The 20576-nt window shown below is 70.4% G+C and carries 18 protein-coding genes; 12 read left to right on the forward strand and 6 right to left on the reverse strand.

What is annotated here, in order from left to right; genetic code table 11:
• Positions 1-78 precede the first annotated feature (78 nt).
• The 11 genes from EV382_RS11225 (at position 79) to EV382_RS11275 (ending at position 12168) form a co-directional block, all read left to right on the forward strand.
• Positions 79-639 carry a DUF4352 domain-containing protein gene (locus EV382_RS11225; RefSeq protein ID WP_130401505.1) on the forward strand — a complete coding sequence of 187 codons (561 nt, stop codon included), beginning with the start codon at positions 79-81 and terminating at the stop codon, positions 637-639.
• 82 nt (positions 640-721) lie between these two features.
• Complete coding sequence (locus tag EV382_RS11230) at positions 722-1222, forward strand: hypothetical protein (protein ID WP_130401506.1); 501 nt, start codon at positions 722-724, stop codon at positions 1220-1222.
• A gap of 175 nt (positions 1223-1397) precedes the next feature.
• Positions 1398-2195, forward strand: coding sequence for an Rv1352/Rv1906c domain-containing protein (locus EV382_RS11235; protein WP_130401507.1), 798 nt, complete (start codon positions 1398-1400; stop codon positions 2193-2195).
• Between the two features lie 85 nt (positions 2196-2280).
• Positions 2281-4731: an AAA family ATPase gene (locus EV382_RS11240; protein WP_130401508.1), complete on the forward strand. Its 2451-nt coding sequence runs from the start codon at positions 2281-2283 to the stop codon at positions 4729-4731.
• The gene (locus EV382_RS11245; protein ID WP_130401509.1) at positions 4728-5189 is read left to right on the forward strand and encodes a hypothetical protein; all 462 of its coding nucleotides are present in this window, start codon (positions 4728-4730) and stop codon (positions 5187-5189) included. The genes EV382_RS11240 and EV382_RS11245 overlap by 4 nt, the downstream gene beginning before the upstream one ends.
• Before the next feature lie 127 nt (positions 5190-5316).
• Complete coding sequence (locus tag EV382_RS11250; RefSeq protein WP_130401510.1) at positions 5317-6921, forward strand: hypothetical protein; 1605 nt, start codon at positions 5317-5319, stop codon at positions 6919-6921.
• Between the two features lie 226 nt (positions 6922-7147).
• Positions 7148-7624: a hypothetical protein gene (locus EV382_RS11255; RefSeq protein ID WP_130401511.1), complete on the forward strand. Its 477-nt coding sequence runs from the start codon at positions 7148-7150 to the stop codon at positions 7622-7624.
• 33 nt (positions 7625-7657) lie between these two features.
• Positions 7658-9448: a glycoside hydrolase family 15 protein gene (locus EV382_RS11260; RefSeq protein WP_130401512.1), complete on the forward strand. Its 1791-nt coding sequence runs from the start codon at positions 7658-7660 to the stop codon at positions 9446-9448.
• 10 nt (positions 9449-9458) lie between these two features.
• The gene (locus tag EV382_RS11265; RefSeq protein ID WP_130401513.1) at positions 9459-10295 is read left to right on the forward strand and encodes an aldo/keto reductase; all 837 of its coding nucleotides are present in this window, start codon (positions 9459-9461) and stop codon (positions 10293-10295) included.
• Between the two features lie 45 nt (positions 10296-10340).
• A complete protein-coding gene (locus EV382_RS11270) occupies positions 10341-11615 on the forward strand; it encodes a hypothetical protein (RefSeq protein ID WP_130401514.1) in 1275 nt (424 codons plus the stop codon).
• Positions 11616-11739: 124 nt separating this feature from the next.
• On the forward strand, positions 11740-12168 hold the full coding sequence (locus EV382_RS11275; protein ID WP_244236630.1) for an LLM class flavin-dependent oxidoreductase: 429 nt from the start codon (positions 11740-11742) through the stop codon (positions 12166-12168).
• A 27-nt stretch (positions 12169-12195) separates the two neighbouring features.
• On the opposite strand, the gene EV382_RS11280 is transcribed toward EV382_RS11275, so the two are convergent.
• The 5 genes from EV382_RS11280 to EV382_RS11300 all read right to left on the reverse strand — a co-directional run bounded on the left by EV382_RS11280 (position 12196) and on the right by EV382_RS11300 (position 18319).
• On the reverse strand, positions 12196-13269 hold the full coding sequence (locus EV382_RS11280) for an ABC transporter ATP-binding protein (protein WP_130401516.1): 1074 nt from the start codon (positions 13267-13269) through the stop codon (positions 12196-12198).
• 11 nt (positions 13270-13280) lie between these two features.
• Positions 13281-14390, reverse strand: a complete 1110-nt coding sequence (locus EV382_RS11285; protein ID WP_130401517.1) for an ABC transporter ATP-binding protein — start codon at positions 14388-14390, stop codon at positions 13281-13283.
• Positions 14387-15364 (reverse strand): ABC transporter permease, encoded by a 978-nt coding sequence (locus EV382_RS11290; RefSeq protein WP_130401518.1) that lies wholly within the window; start codon positions 15362-15364, stop codon positions 14387-14389. Before EV382_RS11290 ends, EV382_RS11285 begins: the two co-directional genes overlap by 4 nt.
• 121 nt (positions 15365-15485) lie before the next feature.
• Entirely contained in the window at positions 15486-17225 is a 1740-nt protein-coding gene (locus tag EV382_RS11295) for an ABC transporter substrate-binding protein (RefSeq protein ID WP_208758372.1), read from the reverse strand.
• Between the two features lie 80 nt (positions 17226-17305).
• On the reverse strand, positions 17306-18319 hold the full coding sequence (locus EV382_RS11300) for an ABC transporter permease (protein WP_130401519.1): 1014 nt from the start codon (positions 18317-18319) through the stop codon (positions 17306-17308).
• Positions 18320-18908: 589 nt separating this feature from the next.
• On the opposite strand from EV382_RS11300, the gene EV382_RS11305 reads away from it, so the two are divergent.
• Complete coding sequence (locus tag EV382_RS11305; RefSeq protein ID WP_244236631.1) at positions 18909-19952, forward strand: SEC-C domain-containing protein; 1044 nt, start codon at positions 18909-18911, stop codon at positions 19950-19952.
• A gap of 9 nt (positions 19953-19961) precedes the next feature.
• Here the strand turns inward: EV382_RS11305 and EV382_RS11310 are convergent, their stop codons facing one another.
• The gene (locus EV382_RS11310; protein WP_130401521.1) at positions 19962-20570 is read right to left on the reverse strand and encodes a CGNR zinc finger domain-containing protein; all 609 of its coding nucleotides are present in this window, start codon (positions 20568-20570) and stop codon (positions 19962-19964) included.
• Positions 20571-20576 lie beyond the last annotated feature (6 nt).

Genomic DNA, 20576 nt, shown 5'->3' on the forward strand with positions numbered 1-20576 from the left:
AGCACGAGATTGTCTGTTGACAGTGTTGTCAGACGATGCTCTTATTGACCCCGCAACGGTCAACTCAGGAGGACAACGATGCGCAAGACCACGACTCTCGCTCTGCTCGCCACCGGCCTCATCGCCCTGGGCTGCGGCTCCGGTGCTGCCGACAAGGCGAGCGACTCCGGCAGCGACAACAAGGCGAGCAGCTCTGCCAACGACAAGGGCGACGCCAAGGCCGAGGAGAAGCCGGCGAAGACCGCCAAGATCGGGCAGCCGGCCCGGGACGGGAAGTTCGAGTTCACCGTCAAGTCGTCCAAGTGCGGCGTGGCCAAGATCGGCAGCGACCTGCTCGGCCAGAAGGCGCAGGGCCAGTTCTGCCTGGTCACGCTCAACGTGAAGAACATCGGCAAGGAAGCGCAGATGTTCGACGGCAGCAGCCAGAAGGCGTATGCGGCCGACGGCACCGAGTACTCCGCCGACTCCGGCGCCGCGATCTACGCAAACAAGAACGCCGAGACGTTCCTCAACGACATCAACCCCGGCAACCAGGTCAACGGCGTCGTCGTCTTCGACATCCCGAAGAACGTGAAGCTCACCAAGCTCGAGCTGCACGACTCGATGTTCTCCGGCGGCGTCGACGTCGCCCTCGGCTGACCTCTCCCCCACTGACCGGGGCGGGTCTGGACGATCCGCCCCGGCCGTTCACAGCCCATCCGTTCACAGAAGGAGCCCGGCGATGACTGACCTGACCGATCCAGATCCGAACGAGAGCCCCGAGGATCCCAAGTCGACCGCTGGCGCCTCGGCCGGCAGCCCTGAGGGCGACGCCCCCAGGGCGAGCACAGCGCCGACCGGCAGACGTCGCTACCTGATCGTGGCGTCGGCAGTGGCGATTCTGCTAGCCGCGGCCACGAGCGTCGTCTTCCTGACGCAGCGCGATTCGCCGTTGGAGGAGGCCCGGCAAACCTGCGGTGCCGGCAGGGACGACTGGGCGATGTTGGGCGACGACGGCAACTCCCTCACCCTGCGCAGCGTCGGTAAGGAGCGAACCGGCCTGAAGCTGGAGCAGTTGCAGTGCTACTTGACCGAACTGAAAGTGCCCGACGCGGTCATTGCGGAGATCGAAGGCACGCGCGCGCTGGACGGACGACAGTCCGGTGAGTGGGAGGACATGGGCGCCTCGTGGATCTACCACCCGGATGACGGCCTCCAAATGATCATCACCCTCTCGGACTAACTCGTTGCTCCTTGTCGCGGTTCGCACTCGGCCGCACCGCTGTCCCTCCCACGCCCTGGAGACGACCATGGCCCTCCCCCACCCGCACGCCACCCTCCGTTGCTCGGCTGGGAGCGTCCACCCGCGTCGAGCCGTCCGCACCACCGGCGCCCTGCTCACCACCGCCCTACTGACGATGACGCTCACCGGCTGCGGTGACGAGCAGAGCCCCACCGCCGCGCCGACGACGGCATCTCCAAGCATGTCCGCGTCTGCCAGCGCGTCGCCGTCTGCGACCCCGACGCCGGACCGGGACGGCGACGGCCTCCCCGACTCCAGCGACACCTACCCCGACGACCCCAAAAACACCCCGCAACAGCCGCCGGTCAGCCTTGAGTGCGACACGGGCAACGACTGGGATGCACTGCTCACGGTGCGGCCGGGCAAGGACGGCCGGCCGGACTTCAGTGAGGTGTGGGCGGCGAAACCGACGGCCTGCGACGCCCAGGCGGAAATCTATCCCGTGAGCGACACCGAGAAGGCCGCGCTGAAAACGTCGAAGTATGAGGACGGCGACATCACAACCCTGTACGAGATGTGCGCCGCCGTCGACCCCGAAGACACCTACCTGGAGGCCGACTTCGCCGCCAGCAGCGAGCAGATCCCGGAAATCAACGCAGCTCTCCTCCTCTGCCCCAGCTACCCGTACGCGAAGAAGTGGCGCGAGACGGTAAAGCGCGGGCAGGTCGACGTGGACCTGGCCGCCCAGGGTCGAATCTTCGGCGAGGGCACGTTCCGTGTTGGTAAGGAAATCAAGCCCGGCACGTACGTCACCACGGACGTGGACGGCTGCTATTGGGAGCGGCAGAACAGCTCCGGCGACACCATCGACAACTACTTCACCAACAGCGCCCGCCGGGTGCAGGTGACCATCCGCTCCTCCGACTACGCCTTCAGCTCTCAGAACTGCGGCGAGTGGCGCCCCGCGCGCTGAACCGAAGCACCGACATCCACCGCTCACCCCGGGCGGGCCGACGAGCCGTCGGCCCGCGGACACCACACGCCTGGAGACGACCATCATGACCCAGCCCGCGCAGACCACCGCTCCGCTGATCGAGCTGATCTTCGATCGGCTGGCAACTGACGACGTCCCGACCGCAACTGCCGAGTTGGTCCTCGCCGCACTGACCAGCGAGGAGGACCTGACTGCCGCGCTCGCCGGCGCTCCGACCCGGCTCGACCCCAGCTCCCCCACCGACGACGGTCCGGCGGAGCAGATCTGGTTGAAGTCGGTGACCGTGGCCGGGTTCCGCGGCGTCGGCCCGGAGCGGACCATCCAGATCGGCCCCGGGCCGGGTTTCACACTGGTCATCGGCCGCAACGGCTCCGGCAAGTCCAGCTTCGCCGAGGCCGCCGAACTCGCCCTCACCGGGGACAGCGCCCGGTGGGCGGACAAGACCAGCGTCTGGCGTACGGGGTGGCGCAACCTGCACAACCCGGACCCGTGCTGGGTCGACGTGGAGCTGCGCGTCGACGGGGTGGCCGCGCCGACCCGGGTGCACCGCGCCTGGCCGGCCGGGGCTGAACTGGCTGACGCCGAGGTGACCGTCACCAGCGCCGGGGGTCGGCACAGCGGCCTGTCCGACCTGGGTCTGGCCCGCCCGTTGGAGCTGTACCGGCCGTTCCTCACCGCCGCCGAGCTGGGCAAGCTCGCCGCCGGGACGCAGAGTCAGCTCTTCGACGCACTCTTTGCGATCCTCGGCCTGGACGCGCTCAGCGACGCCGACCAGCGTCTGCTGCGCGCCGCCCGGCCGCACGACACCACCATCAAGGAGGTACGCGCACAGCGCACCACCCTGGTCGCCACGCTGGGCGGAATCGCCGACGACCGGGCCCGGCGGACCGCCGCGCTGCTGCGCGGCCGGGGCGCGGTCGACCTCGGCGCGGTGACGGCGATCCTCGACGAGCCGGACGACGCGACGACCGACCGGGAGGTGCTGCTCTGCCGGGAACTCGTCGCCCTCGCCCCGCCGCCGGTCGACGAGGTGACCCGGCTGGCCGGTCAGCTGCGGGACGCGGCGATTGAGGCGGTGCGCTACGACGGTGGTCGGTCCCGCGCCGCGCTGCGCAGCGCCGAGCTGCTCCGTCTCGCCCTCGAACACCACGAGGACGAGGGCGACGGGTCGTGCCCGGTCTGCGCCACCGGCACCCTCGACGGTGGCTGGCGCGCCGCCGCCGCACAGTCGCTCACTGACCTGCGGCAGCGCAGCGTCGCCGCCCAGGCTGCGACGAACCGGCTCACCGCTCTGCTGCGGCAGACGCACCACCTGATCGACGACCTCAGCGTGCCCGAGGGCCCCGGGTCGGAGCCGACGGTCGAGGCGCTGAGTGACGCCGTTGCGGCGCTGCGGCGCGTACCCGGAGAACCGGCCGAGCTGGCCGACCACCTGGCGGCGCGGTACCCGGCGGTGGTGGCCGCGGCGGACGCGGCCCGCGCGTACGCCGAGGGGTTCCTGCGGCAGCGCGACACCGGTTGGCGGGCGGCGGCGGCCGACGTGCGCGCGTGGGTGGCCACCGCCGGCGGGCTGCCGGCGCGGGAGGCGACCCTGGCCCGGTTGAAGGCCGCGCGAGCCTGGTTGAAGGACGCCGGTGCGCAGATCCGCAACGAGCGGGTCGCGCCGTTCGCTGAGCACTCGCAGCGGATCTGGGCGCAGCTACGGCAGGAGAGCAACGTCGAGCTGGGGTCGATGACGTTGGAGGGCACGAACACCCGGCGGCGGGTGGTCTTCCCGGTCAGCGTGGACGGCGCCGACAACGGCACGGCGCTGGGCGTGATGAGTCAGGGTGAGATGCAGGCGCTCGGGCTGGCGACGTTCCTGCCCCGCAGCTGCGCTGCGGAGAGCCCGTTCCGGTTCATCGTGGTCGACGACCCGGTGCAGAGCATGGACCCGTCGAAGGTGGACGGGCTCGCCCGGGTCCTCGCCGAACCTGCCGAGCAGCGGCAGGTGGTCGTCTTCACCCACGACACCCGGCTGCCCGATGCGGTCACCCGGCTTGGCCTCGGTGACGCCCGCATCGTCGAGGTGACCCGGGCGGAGAAGTCGGTGGTGACGCTGCGGCCCGGCTCCGACCCGGTGACCCGCTACCTCGACGACGCGCACGCGTTGGCACGCAACGACGAGATCCCCGCCGAGGTACGCGGGCCGGTGGTCACAGAGCTGTGCCGCTCGGCGATCGAGGCGTCCTGCCACCGTGCGGTGTGGCGGGCCCGGGTGGCACGGGGCGTCCCGCACAGCGACATCGAGGCGGCCATCGAGGACGCGTCGCGTCGGGTCGCCACCATCGTCGCCCTCGCGGTGTTCGACGACGCCGAGAAGGGTGGCGACGTGCTCGGCTGGCTGGGCCGCCGGCACGGACGACGGGCTGTCAACGCGTACCAGGCGTGCCGGGAAGGTGTGCACGGCGCGTACCTGGCGGACCTGCCCGGACTGGTCGCGGACGCCCGCCTCCTCGCGGCGGCGCTGTCGTGACCGCGCCGACGCCACAGTGCTGCCTGGCGGCGGCCGATCAACTGCTGCGCGGGGCTGGCCTGCTCGGTGCCGCGGCGGTCACTGCGGGCTGGTGGCCGCGGGCCTGCGCCTGCCTGATCCGACTCGCCCTCGAAGGAGGCATCGACGCCTACTGGCGGCGGGTAAAGCCGACCGTGGCGGCGTGCCGGCAGGGCCGCGCGAAGCAGCTGATGCTGCGTGGCCGGCTCGGCCCCGGCACCGAAACCGCCCGCCGGGTGGCGTTCGCCTGGGCGACGCTCTCCACCGCCACGCACCACCACTGCTACGAGCTGGCCCCCACGGCGGCGGAGCTGCGACGCCTGCACACCGAAGTGAGCACCCTGCTCGCGCACCTCCAGCCGAGCGCCAGCACCGGCGACTGGTCCGAGGGATCGCTCTTCTCCTATCGGCCTGGACCCGACCGCGGCCGTCGACTCTGAACGCGCTAGACCTGTTCAGCCACGCGCGGCTGGACATTACGCGCGAGGAGGTGCCGCTCCGGTTGAGTCGGAGCGCCCGCATTGACACGTATTGTTTGCTCCCGTTGCCGATCATGAAGGATGTGGGATGGCGCCCAAGGCTGACGGATTTGAGAACGAACTTCCCGTACCCGCTGACGCCCCCGGCACCGCTGCGCCGTCGGACGCTGACCCGGCGGTCAGCCTGGTCGAGGTCGAGCCGGGAGTGGCCGTACTCTTCGCGGACGAGCTGCCCGTCGGCTTGGATCTGATTCCGTTCGAGATGTTGAGCACGCAGGTCAGCCAAGGCTTGACCGACAAGCTCGCGGTGGCCTCCGGCATCGCCAATCTGGCGGCACAGGGCGCCCAAGCTGCGACCAACGTGCAAGGGCTGGTGCGTCTGGCGCCCCAGACTCTGCAGGCGCTCAAGACCGCGCAACCGATGACGTCGGGCGGCTGGAACCTGGGGTCGCTGGTCACGGGCAACGGGAAGATCGCCGCCTCGGTGCGCTGGGCACCCGTGACGGGTGCGCAGACCGCGTCCATACTGTCCGCTCTCGGGCCGGCCGCCGCGCTCCTAGCCCTGCAGGTGCAGTTGGCGTCGATCTCGCGTCGTATCGACGAGAACGTCCAACTCACCCGTGACGTTCTTCAGGCGCTACACGAGGATCAGTGGGCGACGCTGGTCGGCCTGCACGAGACGACGATGCGCGCGGTACGTGAGTCCCGGGCGGCGGGCACGGTCAACGATCACATCTTCGCCTCCATCGCCACCAGGGACGCGGACCTACGCAAACAGCGACTTCTCTTCCGGTCCTTCGTCCGTGGCCACATCAAGGCACTCGATACTGACGCACAGAGCCGTCGCACCCACATCCAGAAGAACATCGAGCAGATTCTCGCCGACACGCACGGCATGCTCATGGCGGAGTGGTCCTGGTATCGCTCGCAGGTGCTGCGCGCCGGTCACATCAGCCGCGACGAGGCGAACGCTGTCGAAAACGAACGACTGCTGGCCGAGTTGGTCGCCGAGACTCAGCGCGAGCACACAATGGCCATGGACGAAGTGGCGAATCTTCTCGCCGACCTCGAACGTCAGTGCCGCCTGATCGGCGAACTGCCGGCCGAACTCAGTCTGCCGTTCACCGCCAAGCGTCAGAGCATCCGAGACAGTGTCCGCATGGCCGAGGCGTTGGCCGAGCGGGTGGCGGCGCTGCGCAACCGCGCTCACACGCAACCCGCACCGCTGGATCCGCCGATCACGGTGTTCAGTGACGCCGTGCCGGACGAGCTGCTGCGGATCCTCCGTTGGGTCGTGCCCGGCGAGGAACCCTTGCTGGCCATCGCCGATGTCAACCTCGACCGCCTCGTCGGCGACGACGCCTACCTCGGAGTGACACCCGAACGCTTCTTCATCTCGACGCAGAACGCGGTGCGCAAGCAGGGCACGATCGAGCGCGAGTTCCCGCTATCGGAGATTCGCTACGTACGGTTCCGTGAGCGCGACAAGCGCGGCCCGGTCCTGGACGTCATCACCACGGACGAGAACATCAGGCTCACCTTCGATGACTGGGCAGGCAAGGGGAAAGGGCTGGACGACGCCTACCGGCTCGGCAATCTCCTGGCCGCAGCGATGGACCTGCCCGAAAGCGAGCGGCGTACCGACCCGCTGCTGAGCGGCGAGTCCCCGACAAGGGAAGCCATAGCAAACTGACCCCGGGAGGGCGGGGCGGCGATCGTCGAGGGCTGAGTCAGCGGTCCCGGTGTCAACTCGTCAAGGGACGTCTGGGCGAGCGGGTCAGCGCGACAGGTCCGGTGGCTTATGGTGATAAACCGGGCGCCCGGTGAGCGGGTGTCCGGTCCGGGCCGTGGGATTCACGCTGTTCAGCCGGAGGGTGGATCGATGACCGAGTACGCCCGCGACGTCGCCGACTGCTGAGATGGACTGGGCCGGATGGGCGTTGTTCGGGTTGGTCGCCACCGCGGCGCTCACCGCGGCGATGATCACCGCTCAACTGGCCGGTCTCACTCGGCTCGATTTTCCGCTGGTGCTCGGGGCGTTCGTCGCCGAGGATCCCGACCGGGCCCGGGTCTTCGGGTTCTTGCTGCACCTCTGCATCGGTCAGGGGTTCGCGCTCGGTTACGCGGCCACGTTCGCGTTGTTGCACCGGGCCACCTGGTGGATCGGGGCGGTGCTCGGGATCGTGCACGTCGGGCTCGCGCTGACGGTGATTCTGCCGTTGCTTCCGGGTGTGCACCCGCGGATGGCGTCGCAGCGGGCGGGGCCGGCCAGCACGGCGGTGTTGGAGCCGCCCGGGTTGTTCGCCGTGAACTACGGCATCCAGACTCCCGTGGTCACGGTTGTCGTCCACGTCGTCTACGGGGCGCTTCTCGGGCTGCTCCTCCAACCTCGGTGACCCGCCCCCGCCTGCGGCCGAGGAGCGATCTGAATGACTGATGGGCGGCCCATCAGCGACTACGGTCTGCTGGGCGACACCCGCACCGCAGCCTTGGTCGGGAGTGACGGCGCGATGGACTGGCTCTGCGTGCCACGCTTCGACGGCGATCCTCTGTTCGGCCGGCTGGTCGGGGGCCGGGACGCTGGCACGTTCCGGGTCGGTCCGGCCCGGCCGGCCACGGTGGTCGAGCGCCGTTACCGGCGGCACACCGCCACCTTGGAGACCACGTGGGCGGTGGGCGGCGGTCGGCTGCGCCTCACGGAGGCGATGGTGGCCGAGGTGAGTGGTCGCCTGCTGCCGACGACGCTGATCGTGCGGCGGCTGTCGGCGGAGCAGGCGGCGGTCGACGCGGTGGTGGAGTTCGATCCGCGCCTTGGCGTACGGCACCGCCGGCCCCGGGTCCACCACCGGCGGCAGGCCCTCGTGTGTGAGTGGGGTGCGGTCGCGGTCGCGTTGGACAGCACTCCCGCGTTCAGAATTGAACCGGGTCGACCCACGTCGATCAGGGTTCAGCCGGGCCGTCCGGTCACCGTCGTGCTGGCCGTGGCGCACCACGAACCGGTGATCCACGTTGAGCCGACGGCCGCCTGGGACGTGCTCATGCAGGACGAGGCCCGGTGGCGGGCCTGGACCGCGGAGATCGACGAGCGGCTGCCGTTTCGGGAACACGTCGCCCGAAGCCTGCTCACATTGCGGTTGCTGACCTACTCCCCCTCGGGTGCGCCGGTGGCCGCGCCCACCACGTCACTGCCTGAGGATCCTGGCGGGGAACGGAACTGGGACTACCGCTACGTCTGGCCCCGCGACGCCAGCATCGGCGTCAGCGCGTTCCTCAGCGTCGGCAAGGCCGCCGAGGCCCGGGGTTTCCTCGCGTGGTTGTTGCACGCCAGCCGGTTGCAACGGCCACGCCTGCCGGCGCTGCTCACCCTGCACGGTCGGCGGGTACCAGCGGAACGGGAGCTGCCCGGCTGGCCCGGCTACCTGGACAGCCGCCCGGTACGGGTGGGCAACGACGCCGCCGGTCAACATCAGCTCGACGGCTACGGCTGGGTGGTCGACGCCGCCTGGGCGTTCGCTCAGGCCGGGCACCGCCTTCCCGCCGAGACGTGGCGGGCGGTGCGCGGGTTCGCCGACGTGGTCGCCCGTTGTTGGCAGGAGCCCGACGCCGGTATCTGGGAGGTGCGGAAGCCCGGCCAACACGTCCATTCCAAGCTCATGGGCTGGCTCGCGCTGGACCGTGCCCTGGCCATCGCCGACACCCACCCCCTGTCGGAGCGTCAACGTCGACGCTGGCAGGAATCGCGGGATGCCCTCGCCGCGGAGGTTCGGACGCGCGGCTTCGACGAGGCGGCGGCGAGTTACATGCGCGGCTACGGCTCGCAGGATCTCGACGCGGCCCTGCTCGTCCTGCCGCTGCTCGACATGGACCGGGCCGATTCACCACGGGTACGGGGCACCGTCGACGCCATCCGGGACAGGCTCTCCGCCGGTGGTCCCCTGCTCTACCGCTACCCGCCCGGGCAGGACGGCCTGCCCGGCACCGAGGGTGCGTTCCTGCCGTGCTCGTTCTGGCTCGTTCAGGCCCTCGCCCGTACCGGGCGTCGCGGCGAGGCCGTCGAGCTGTTCCAATCCATGGTCGACCTTGCCAGCCCGCTCGGCCTGTACGCCGAGGAGTTGAATCCCGCGACGGGTGCCCACCTCGGCAACTACCCGCAGACGCTGACCCATGCCGCGCTCATCCAAGCCGCGCTCGCCATCCGAGACGCCCCCACGCCCGGGTAGGGTCCCCATCATGACGATTCCGCACCTGACGGCTGCCGACGGCACTGCCCTGCCGGCGATCGGGCTCGGCACGTACCAACTCAACGGTTCGGCGGGTGTCGACGCGATCGGTCAGGCGATCCGGGCGGGCTATCGGTTGCTCGACTCGGCGGTGAACTACGAGAACGAGGGCGCGGTGGGCCGGGCGGCCCGGGCGGCCGGCGACGTACGGGACGAGCTGATCGTCACGTCGAAGCTGCCGGGGCGGCACCACCGCTACGACGAGGCGCTGACCACCATCGAGGAGAGCGTGTTCCGCACCGGCCTCGACCGCGTCGACCTGTATCTGATCCACTGGCCGAACCCGAAGGAAGACCTGTACGTGCAGGCGTGGCGGGCGCTGATCGAGGCCCGCGAGCGGGGCCTGGTCCGGCACATCGGGCTCTCCAACTTCCTGCCGGAGCACATCGAGCGGCTGGTGGCCGAGACCGGGGTCGCCCCGGTGGTCAACCAGATCGAGGTGCATCCGTACTTCCCGCAGCAGGAGGCGCTCGACTACCACCGTGAGCACGGGATCCTGGTGCAGGGGTGGAGCCCGCTCGGGCACGGCAACGACCTGCAACGGCACTCGGTCATCACCGAGATCGCGGCGGCGCACGGTGTCAGCCCGGCGCAGACGATCCTCGCCTGGCATGTGGCACGTCAGGCGATTCCGCTGCCCAAGGCCGCTTCCCCGCAGCGGCAGGTCGAGAACCTGGACGTCTTCGACATCACGCTCACCGACGCCGAGGTGGAGGCCATCACCGCGCTGGGCCGCCCGGACGGGCGTCTCTCGGATCAGGACCCGGCGGTGTACGAGGAGTTCTGAGCGACCCCTTCCCCGGACTGTCAGGGGGTCAGGAGAGCATGGGCCATGCTCGACGGACTCAACGACATCGACTGGGCGCGGCTGGGCCACGCCTACGGGGCAGCCGACGACGTGCCCGGCCAGCTCCGCGCGCTGCGCTCCCCCGACCCGGCCACCCGGGACGAGGCCCTGGGCGACCTGTACACCAACGTGTTCCACCAGGGCAGCCGGTTCGAGGCGAGCGCGTACGCGGTGCCGTTCCTGCTGGAGCTGCTCGGCGACCCGGCCACCCCGGACCCGGCTGCGGTGCTCGGGCTGCTGAGCGCCCTGGCCATCGGGTATGACGAGGGTGTCCTGCCGGAGGGCTTCCCGGTGGCCGAACACCGCCGGTCCGCCGAGGGCGGGCGGGAGCTGCTCGCCGCGAAGCCGGCACCGTGGAGCGGCGACGACGAGTCGGAGAAGGAGTACGTCGAGTACGCCTACGTCGAGTCGCTGTCGGCGGCGGATCAGGGGCGGCTGTGGGCGTACACCGAGCTGTCGGTCTACGACGCGGTGCGCGCCGGCGTGCCGGTGTTCCGCACCTTGCTGACACACTCCGATCCGGGTGTGCGGACGGGGGCGGCGTACACCCTGGCCTGGTTTCCGGAGGAGGCTGACGGCAGTGTGCCGGCGTTGGCCGGTGCGATCGACGCCGCTCGGGAGGCCGGCGTCGGGGCGGCGTCCGGTGAGGTGGCGACGATGCTGGTGGCGTCCGGGCTGCTCGGTGCCGCGCCGGACGAACGGTGGCTGGCTGATCCGCGCCCGGTTGTTCGGTGGGCCGCCGCGATCGGTCGGGCCCGCGTCCTCGGTTCGGGGGCCGACGAGGCGACCGTGGAGGAGCTGCTGAGCTGGGCGGCGAACCCGTCCGATGACGCGGTGTTCCCGCCCGCCGGCGGCGTCGCCGAGCCGGGCGGGGACGCGGTGATGGCACCCGCCCCCGACGGGTGGGTGCCGTTCCTCGACGGCGACCTCGGCGGTTACGCGGGCCTGGCCCTGCGGCAGCTCGGCCCGCAGCACACCGAGCGCGCGTTCGACGCGCTGCTCGACCGGCTGCCCACCGTCAGCGGCGACCGGTCGTTGACGGTGTTGGGCACGGCGCTGCGCGTCGCCTTCCCGGACGGTCCCGCACCGAGGGGGACGCCGCTCGCGGCGTTGGCGCCCCGGCAGCGGCGGCTCGCCGAGGTGCTGGGACGGTCGACCGAGCCGTGGCTGATCGACGGGCAGGAGTTCGGCAACGTCTGCATGCTGCTCGGGGAGTACGGCCTGCCGCAGAGCCGCACGGCGATGCTCGCGTACCTGTAGGCGCCCGGCCCGTCGTCGGAGCCCATCGGGTGTCGCTTACCACCCCCAGGACTGGGAATTCGAGCCGACGACATCGCCGTTGAACTGCCGGAAGCAGCGGAAAAACGGGTGCGACGGACGCATCGTGATCGGGGGTGACCCGGCCCGGTTCGCGCCCTACGTCGAGCTGTACCACCGTGCCCTGGACCAGTTCGGTCAGGAACGCCTTCCGGTCAGCGCGCACGTGCCCGGCTTCGTGGCCGACACCGACAAGGAGGCGGCCGATCGGCTCTGGCCGCACGCCCGGAACATGTTGAACCGGATCGGCCGGGAGCGCGGGTGGCCGCCGGCCACCCGGGCCCGGTTCGAAGCCGACATCGCCGAGAGGGCCTGGCACGTCGGTTCACCGGAGACGGTGGCCCGCAAGGTCGCCGATACGGTGCGGACGCTCGGTCTGCACCGTATCGACCTCAAGTACGCCACCGGCACCCTCGCGCACGAGCACCTGATGAGCAGCATCGAGCTGTACGCCACGAAGGTGATCCCCCGGGTTCGGGAGCTCCTGGCCGAGTAGTCCGCCGGCCGCGTCGCCGGGCGGGCCTCAGGCGGCCTGTCCGGCGGCCGCCGGCTCCTGCGACGACCCGGCGAAGTGGCAGCCGGCCGCGTGGCTGTCACCCACCTGGAGCAACGGCGGGGTGGTCGTCGCGCAGATCTCCTCGGCCTTCCAGCAGCGGCTGCGGAACCGGCAGCCGGTCGGCGGGTCCATCGGACCGGGCACGTCGCCGGCCAGCCGGATCCGCGGCTTCGGTGTCGCGCCGCGCACCACTCCCAGGTCAGGTACGGCGGAGAGCAGCGCCTGGGTGTACGGGTGCGCGGGCGTGCCGTAGAGCGAGTCGCGGTCGCCGATCTCGACGACCCGACCGAGGTACATCACCGCCACCCGGTCGCAGAAGTGCCGCACCACGCCCAGGTCGTGGGCGATGAAGACGAACGCGATGGTGAACTCCTTGCGCAGGTCTTCGAGGAGGTTCATCACCTGCGCCTGGATCGACACGTCGAGGGCGCTGACCGGTTCGTCGGCGACGATCACCTTGGGCTGTACGGCCAGCGCACGGGCGATGCCGATGCGCTGCCGTTGGCCGCCGGAGAACTCGTGCGGGTAGCGGTTGTAGTGCTCGGGGTTGAGCCCCACCACCTCCAGCAACTCCCGGACCCGGTCCAGTTCCTTGCCCTTGCGCACGATGTTGTGCACCCGCAGGGGCGCGCCGATGATGGTGCCCACCGTGTGCCGCGGGTTGAGCGACGAGTACGGGTCCTGGAAGATCAGCTGCAGCTCCCGCCGGTACGGCCGCAGGTCCTTCTCCTTCAGGTGGGTGATGTCCGTGCCCTGGTAGAGGACCTGCCCACCGGTCGGTTCCAGCAACCGGGTGATGAGACGCCCGGTGGTGGTCTTGCCGCAGCCGGATTCGCCGACCAGTCCGAGTGTCTCGCCCGCGCGCAGTTGCAGTGACACCCCGTCGACGGCCCGAATCTGGTGGGCGTTGCGGCCGAGCCATCCCTCGCCCCGAGCGGTGAAGTGCATCTGCAGGTCGCGCAGCTCCAGCAGCGGCGTACCGTCCCCGCCCGGCTGGTCGGCCGGGGCGGGGCGGGTCGCGCTGTCGGTGGTGGTGCTCATCTCGTGCTCCTTCAGGGCAGCCGGGGCAGGATGTCGGTGGCGAAGATCCCGGCCGGGTCAGTCAGGTGGCAGCGGGAGGTCCGGGTGGTGTCCTCGGTGCGGGAGGCCAGGTCGGGCAGGTCGACCGAGCACGCGGCGCCGGGCACCCGGCCGGCGAACTCGCAGCGGGGGTGGAACGAGCACCCGGTGGGCAGCGCGAGCAGGCTGGGCGGGGTGCCGGGGATGGGGTGCAGGCGGGCCGGTTCGCCGGAGACCGCCGGGATGCTCTCCAGCAGACCCCAGGTGTACGGGTGCAGTGGCTGGCCGAGGATCGAATCGGCCCGGCCGTACTCGACGCCGCGTCCGCCGTACATGACCAGCACGTCGTCGGCGATTTCGGCGACGACACCGAGGTCGTGGGTGATGAAGAGGACCGCGGAGCCGAAGTCCTGCTGCAAGTCCATGATCAGATCGAGGATCTGCGCCTGCACGGTGACGTCCAGCGCGGTGGTGGGTTCGTCGGCGATCAGCAGCTTGGGGTCGTTGACCAGCGCCATCGCGATCATGGCGCGTTGCCGCATGCCGCCGGAGAACTGGTGCGGGTAGTCGTCCAGGCGGCGGCGCGGGTTGGGGATGCCGACCCGGCCGAGCATGTCGACCGCCCGGTCCCGGGCCACCCGCTTGGACACCCGGTGGTGCGCGCGGTACGCCTCGATGATCTGGTCGCCGACGGTGAAGTACGGGTGCAGCGACGACTGCGGGTCCTGGAAGATCATCGCGGCGTTGGCGCCCCGCCGCTTGCGCAGTTCGGCGGGTGACATACCGACGATCTCCTCGCCGCCGACCGTGATCGAGCCGGTCATCCGGGTGCTGCGCGGGTCGTGCAGGCCCATGATGGCCATGCTGGACACGCTCTTGCCGGAGCCGGATTCGCCGACCACCGCGAGGGTGCGGCCCAGCGGCAGGGAGTAGCTGAGCCCCTGGACCGCCCGCACGAGCCCGTCGGCGGTGGGGAAGGTGACGGTGAGGTCGGTGACCTCCAGGTAGGACTCCCCGGCGGTCCGGTCGGCGGCCACCCGGCGAGCGCGGGAAACCGTCTCGGGCCGGCGGTCCGGCGTCGGCAGCAGCTGCGGTTCGGTCATCCCAGCCTCACTCGCGGGTCGAGAATCGTGTAGAGGATGTCGACGAGCAGGTTCATCGCGACCAGCACCACCGAGCCGATCAGCACCCCGCCCATCAGCACCGGCAGGTCGTACTGGTTGAACGCGCGCAGGGTGAGCACGCCGAGGCCGGGCAACCCGAACATCGCCTCGGTGAAGATCGCACCGGTCAGCTGGAACGCCAGGTCGAGGCCGAAGATGGTGGCGATCGGGGTGATCGCGGCGCGCAGGCCGTGGCGGTAGACGACCCGGCGCTCGCTGATGCCCTTCGCGCGGGCGGTACGGATGTAGTCCTCGCCCAGCGTTTCGATCATGGACGCGCGGGCGTAGCGGGTGTACGAGGCGGCGTTGGCCAGGCCCAGCGTCAGCCACGCGGCCAGGAGCCCGGCCGCCCAGGTGAACGGGTTCTCCAGCAGCGGGTGGTAGCCGGCGTGCGGCAGGAACGTCGCGTACAGCGAGACGAGCAGCGCCACCACGAAGTACGGCACGGCGTTGATGCCGAGCGAGGTGCCGACCATGAGCCGGTCCAGGTAGGTGCCTCGTCTTCGGGCCGCGATGATGCCACCGAGGATGCCGGCGATCAGGTAGACCACCGCGCCGCCGAGGACGATCGAGACGGTGACCGGCAACGCCTGCCCGATCAGCTTGGTCACCGGCTGACCGAGGGTGTACGAGTAGCCGAGGCAGGGCGCGGCACACTCGATGGTGAGCCCGCCGGAGTGGTACGTCCGCCCGACCGCGAGCCCCTTGAGATACTCGCCGACCTGCTGCGCCACGGGCTGGTCGAGGTTGAGGCTGGCGCTGATGTCGGCGTAGCGCTCCGGGGTGCAGCGCTGGCCGCAGATCGTCCCGGCCGGGTCGGTGGGGGCGACGAAGAACAGGCCGAAGCTGGCGACCAGCGTCACGATGACGACGGAGACCGCGCTGGCGATCCGTCGCAGGATGTAGATGAGCACCGCCGAGGCTCCTGGTGGCAGCGGGCCAGGGCTGGGAAGCCCAAGCCGGAACGGGGAAGGGGGCGGACGCCGGCCGGCACGGTGCCGGAGGCCGGCCGGCGTCCACGAATGGGTGCGAGGGTCAGTTCTTCAGGAACATGTTCAGGTAGAACGGCTCACCCGCAGAGGCGTCGCCCTCGGCGCCACCGATGTTCGTGCCGATGGCGAAGGCGAGCTTGCCGTAGTAGCGCGGCAGCGCCACGTACTGGCCCAGGATCTCCTTGTCCAGCTCGCCCCACTTGGCGACGGCCTGGTCGGCCGGGAGGTTGCCGATCTCGTCGATCTTGGCGTCCAGCGCCTTGTCGGTGAGCTGGCCCCAGCTGGTGCCGTCGGTGATGCTGTGCGACTGGAAGAGCACCGGGAACCAGCTGCCACCGCTCGGCCAGTCCGAGCACCAACCCTGCGGCGCCTGGCCCATGTTGACCGGAGCGTCGTAGTCGGCGATCTTGGAGCGCAGCTCGGCGGTGGTGACACCGATCGGCTTGACGGTGAAGCCGGCCGCCTTGAACGCGTCGACCCGGATCTGGTTGGTCTGCTGCGGGATCGGCTTGGTGTTGTCGTAGTACCAGCTGAGCTCGAAGCCCACCTTGCCGGCGGCCTCCAGGTCGGCCTTGGCCGCGGCCGGGTCGCCCTGGCCGACACCGCTCAGGCCCGGCAGCACGTCGTACTTGGTGTAACCCGGCACGCTCGGCGGCAGGATGGTGCTGGCCGGCTGGGAGTTGAAGCTGTTCAGACCGGCGGCCTTGTTGACCTGGTCGTACGGGTACGCCTTGGCGATCGCCTTGCGGATCTCCAGCGGGATCTTGCGGGTGTCCATCTGCACGGAGTAGGTGCAGGGCTGCTCACCCTGGACCAGCTGGGCCTTCTTGTCGCCGGTCAGCTGCGGGATCAGCGAGGCGTCGACGGGGCCGTAGTTGAGGGCGTTGGCGTCCTCGCCGGCGCTGTTGAGCACCTGCTGCTGGGTCTTCGGGTCCTCACCGCCCCACTTGAAGGTGAAGCCGTCCGGGTACTGGTGGCGCACCGCGTCGGTGTTCGGGTCCCAGTTCGGGTTCTTCTTCAGCTTCAGCTCGGTGCCCGGGGTGTAGGTGTCGAACTGGTACGGCCCGGTCGCCAGGGGGTTGTTCTTGTAGTTCTCCTTGGTGTCCTTGGCCTTGGGGATCGGCGTGAACACCGGGAAGGTCATGTAGAGCGGCAGGTCCGCGAAGGGCCGGGCCAGGTGGATGACCAGGGTGGTCGCGTCCGGGGTCTCCACGCCAGCGAAGTCGTCGCCGCTGGTGTAGGGGCCCTTGTACTTGTCGCCGTCCTTGAAGTTGGCCAGCTGGTACGTCGGGCCGTTGGCGTACACGTCGTGGGCGAACGAACGCTTGATCGCGTACGCCAGGTCCTCGACCTTGACCTCGCTGCCGTCGGCGTACTTGATGCCCGACTGCATCTTGAACGTCCAGGTCAGCTTGTCCGCCGAGACGGTGCCGAGGTCGGTCAGGTCCGGCACGAGCACCGGCTTGCCGTTGCGGATCGCGAACTGGGTCGGGCTGCGGAAGATCAGCTTCTCGATCGCCAGCGCGTCGGCGTAGTAGGTGTCGGTCGGGTCGAACGTGTTCGGGGTCAGCTGGGAGTAGACCGTGATCACGCCGCCCTTCTTGGCGCCGGGCACCTCGGCCGCCGGGCCCTTGGCGGTCGGGTCGAGCGCGCTCTGCTGGGTCTCGATGCCCTTGGCGTCACCCCCGCCGTTGCTGCCGTTGTTCGACGACGGGCTGCCGCAGCCGGCGACCGCCATGGTGGCGGCCAGTGCGGCGGCGAGACCAACCTTCAGTTGCCTCACAGACGTACTCCTGTCTTTTCTTTCAGTCAGCGGACCCCCGAGGTGCGGGGTCCGCGGTTCTCCTCCGGCCCGGGGCGTCCTCATCGACGGGTCCGGGGGTCGAAGGCGTCGCGCACGGCGTCGCCGAGCAGGCTCAGGGCGAGCACCAGGATCGTGATGCCGAGTACGGGCAGCCACAGGTAGAGCGGATCGGCCCGGTAGTACGTGGTCGCCGCGGAGATCGTCAGACCCCAGGACGGCGTGGGCTCGATCAACCCGGCGCCGAGCACGGTGAGACCGGCCTCGGCCACCACGTAGCCGGGCAGGGCCAGTGACACGGAGACGACGATCGGCGCGACCAGGTTGGGCAGCAGCTCCTTGAAGAGCACCTGCCGGGTGGGGATGCCGAGCACCTTGGCGGCGGCGACGAACTCACGCTCGCGCAGCGAGAGCACCTGCCCCCGCACCAGCCGGGCGAGGCTCGCCCAGCCGAAGAACGACAGCACGCAGATCAGCGAGATGAAGCGGATCTGGGCGACGTCCTCGGCCCCGGCACCGTCGGCACCACCGAAGATCGCGACCAGGACGGCGGAGCTCGCGATCGCGAACAGCAGGTACGGCAGGCTGAGCACCAGGTCGATCAGCCAGGAGAGCACCCGGTCGACCCAGCCTCCGGTGAAACCGGCGACGAGGCCCACCACCACACCGATGATCGTGGTGATGGTGGTGACCGCGACCGCGACGATCAGCGACGGGCGGGCGCCGTACACCCAGCGGGCGAAGAGGTCGCGGCCCAGGCGGGGCTCCACCCCGAACCAGTGCTCGCCGGTCGGGCCGATCATCGGGAAGCCGAACTCGTCGATCAGGTCCTGGTGCAGGTCGGTGGCGTTCTGCCCCTCCAACCCGGCGAGCAGCGGCGCGAAGATCGCGATCAGGATGTAGGCGACGCAGATCGCGGCGCAGATCATCGCGATCCGGTCGCGGCGTAGCCGGGCCAGGGCGATCCGGGTCGGCGACTTGCTGACCGTCCGGACCGGGGCGGCGGGCGACGCCACGCTCTGCACCCGTCCGTCGTCCGGCTCTCCGGCGCGGAGTGCCTGGGGCTCCGTGACCATCGGCTCCACGCGCGACGACCTCCTCATCGTGCTGACACATGACACCGCCACCCGGACGGGTGTCCGGATGGCGGCTCCAGGGCAGGAACGCTAGTCGGAAAATTGATTTCTTCGTGGGTCAGTTGTGTAACAGGCTTGTTTCCTGAACGACCGTTTATCCAGTCGTTCGGGCGACCGGATGTCGATTCCCACCACGAGGCGACCGGCATTCGAGTGATCACTGACAGTGACCAGTGCGACCCACCCCTGCTCGTTGCTGTAGGCAACCATCTATGTATTAGCAGTTCAATGCGTCGATGCAACGGCCCGCCCTGGGCGCAGCGCCGACGCGAGCAATACACGCCATCACCTGACGTAACAGCCCCCGATTGCCCGGAAGCGCCAAAGCCCACCGCCACTGCCTGCCCAGAACCCCGAATAGGCACATGTCGTCAGACTATTTAGAATAGACGTCAGTCACTGCGGATAAATGCGCGGCGACGGCGCTGTCGCGGCTCCGGCGGGCCGGGAGGGTTGCGCACGGGGGCAGGAGAGCTGCGTAAAGGCGATCTGCCGGCAGGCCGGGAGCCCCGCGACGTACCGTGAGATCGTGCCGACGAAAGACGTACTCACCAAGTCTGACCTCGCCGAACTTCGCCGCTCGGCGCTCGGGACCGCCAATCCGCTCGGCGTCGCCGCCGATCTTGCCGAGGCGGCCGAGCAGGGCCGACTGGAGGATCCGGACGACGCCGGCGACGCGTTGACCCTCGCCGCCGAGATCGCCGAGATCCGGGCCCGGCCCGAGGCCGCGCTGCGGTACGCGGAGCAGGCGCTGGCGGCGTACCCGTCCGCAGATGATCCGCGCGCCGGGTTCGCCCGCGCGCTGCGGGCCCGGGCCCTGTTCCGGGCCGGCGGTCGCGACGACGAGGCGATGGCGGAGCTGACCGCGCTACGGCCCCTGCTGTCCGTCCAGCCCGACGCCCCCGCCTACGTCAGTGCCGCGCTGGACGTCGGTGGGCGTTCGGCGCTCGCCGAGACGTGGCTGAGCGAGGCGGTCGACACCCTGCTCAGCGAGCGTGCGACCGGAGCGTCCGGGGCGGCCAGCACCACCATCGACCCGGTCGTCGATCTCGGCCCGCCGGACGCGCCCGGCGTCGCCTTCTTCCTGCTGCAGCAACGGCATCGGGTACGCCGCAACCTCAACCTGCCGCACGACCGGCAGGACGACCTGGCGGACCGGCTGGAGACCCAGCTCGTGCGTCGGGCCGGGGAGCGCAGAGACGCCGAGTCGGATCTGCTCTTCTGGCCGCGGGCCGAGTTCGATCGCCTGCTCGCCGAGCATCCCGCTCTCACCGAGGTGTACGGGCCGGACTGGGACGCGCACCGGGGCCGGCTGGAGACCGAGCTGGTTCGGCTGCGCAGCGCCGGTCAGGCCGGGTTGGGTGTGTTCGGCGCGACAGTCGCCGGGTTGACCGCGTTCGCCGGTCGACGGGGCGGCGATCCGGCCGACACAGCGGTCCGGGCGGGCTACGCGGCCGAGGTGTCGGCGCGGCCCAGCGCACGGATCGCCTGGCCTCCGGAGCGCAACGACCCCTGCTGGTGTGGGTCGGGCCTGAAGTACAAGAAGGACTGCCTGCCGCGTTCCCGCGGCTGAGGGTGGCGGCTACCGCGCTGTGGTGTGGCGTTGGTAGTGGCGGGCGACCCGGGCCCGGTTGCCGCAGGATGGCTTGCACCATTCCTGCCGCGGGTGGTCCTTGACGAAGTAGCGCACACAGCGGGGTGCGGGGCAGGCGCGCAACAGGTCGCGGGTCGGGCTGGCGAGGAGTTCGATGACCGCCCGCGCCAACCCGGCGGTGATCGCGAGCCGCGCGTCGGCCGCCGCCTCGCCACGCCAGGCGAGCGAGGGCGTGGTCCCCTGCGCCCAGTTCAGCACCGGCCGGACCGGCAACGCCCCGGCGGCCTGGTTGAGCTGGGCGACCGCCTCCTGGCAGGAGAGCAGCGAGGCCGAGTCGGCCCGGCTCGGCGGGCCTGGGCGGACCGCCACGGCGAAGAGGCTCCGCGCGGCGCGGCGCACCGCCACCACGTCGAGCCGGGTCCGCTCGTCGGCGGCGCTGGCGACCAGGTCGAGGTCGCCGACGTACTCCCGCAGTGGCTCCGCCTGCTCGTGGAGCCAGGTGGTCAGGCCGGCCAGGTCGTCGAGGTCGTCGGCGACGCCGCCGTTGCCGTCGTGCCGAACGGTGCTGACCAGGGCGAGCGCGAGCTGCGTTGACATCGGTCC

The organism is Micromonospora violae (assembly GCF_004217135.1).
Classification (GTDB): Bacteria; Actinomycetota; Actinomycetes; order Mycobacteriales; family Micromonosporaceae; genus Micromonospora; species Micromonospora violae.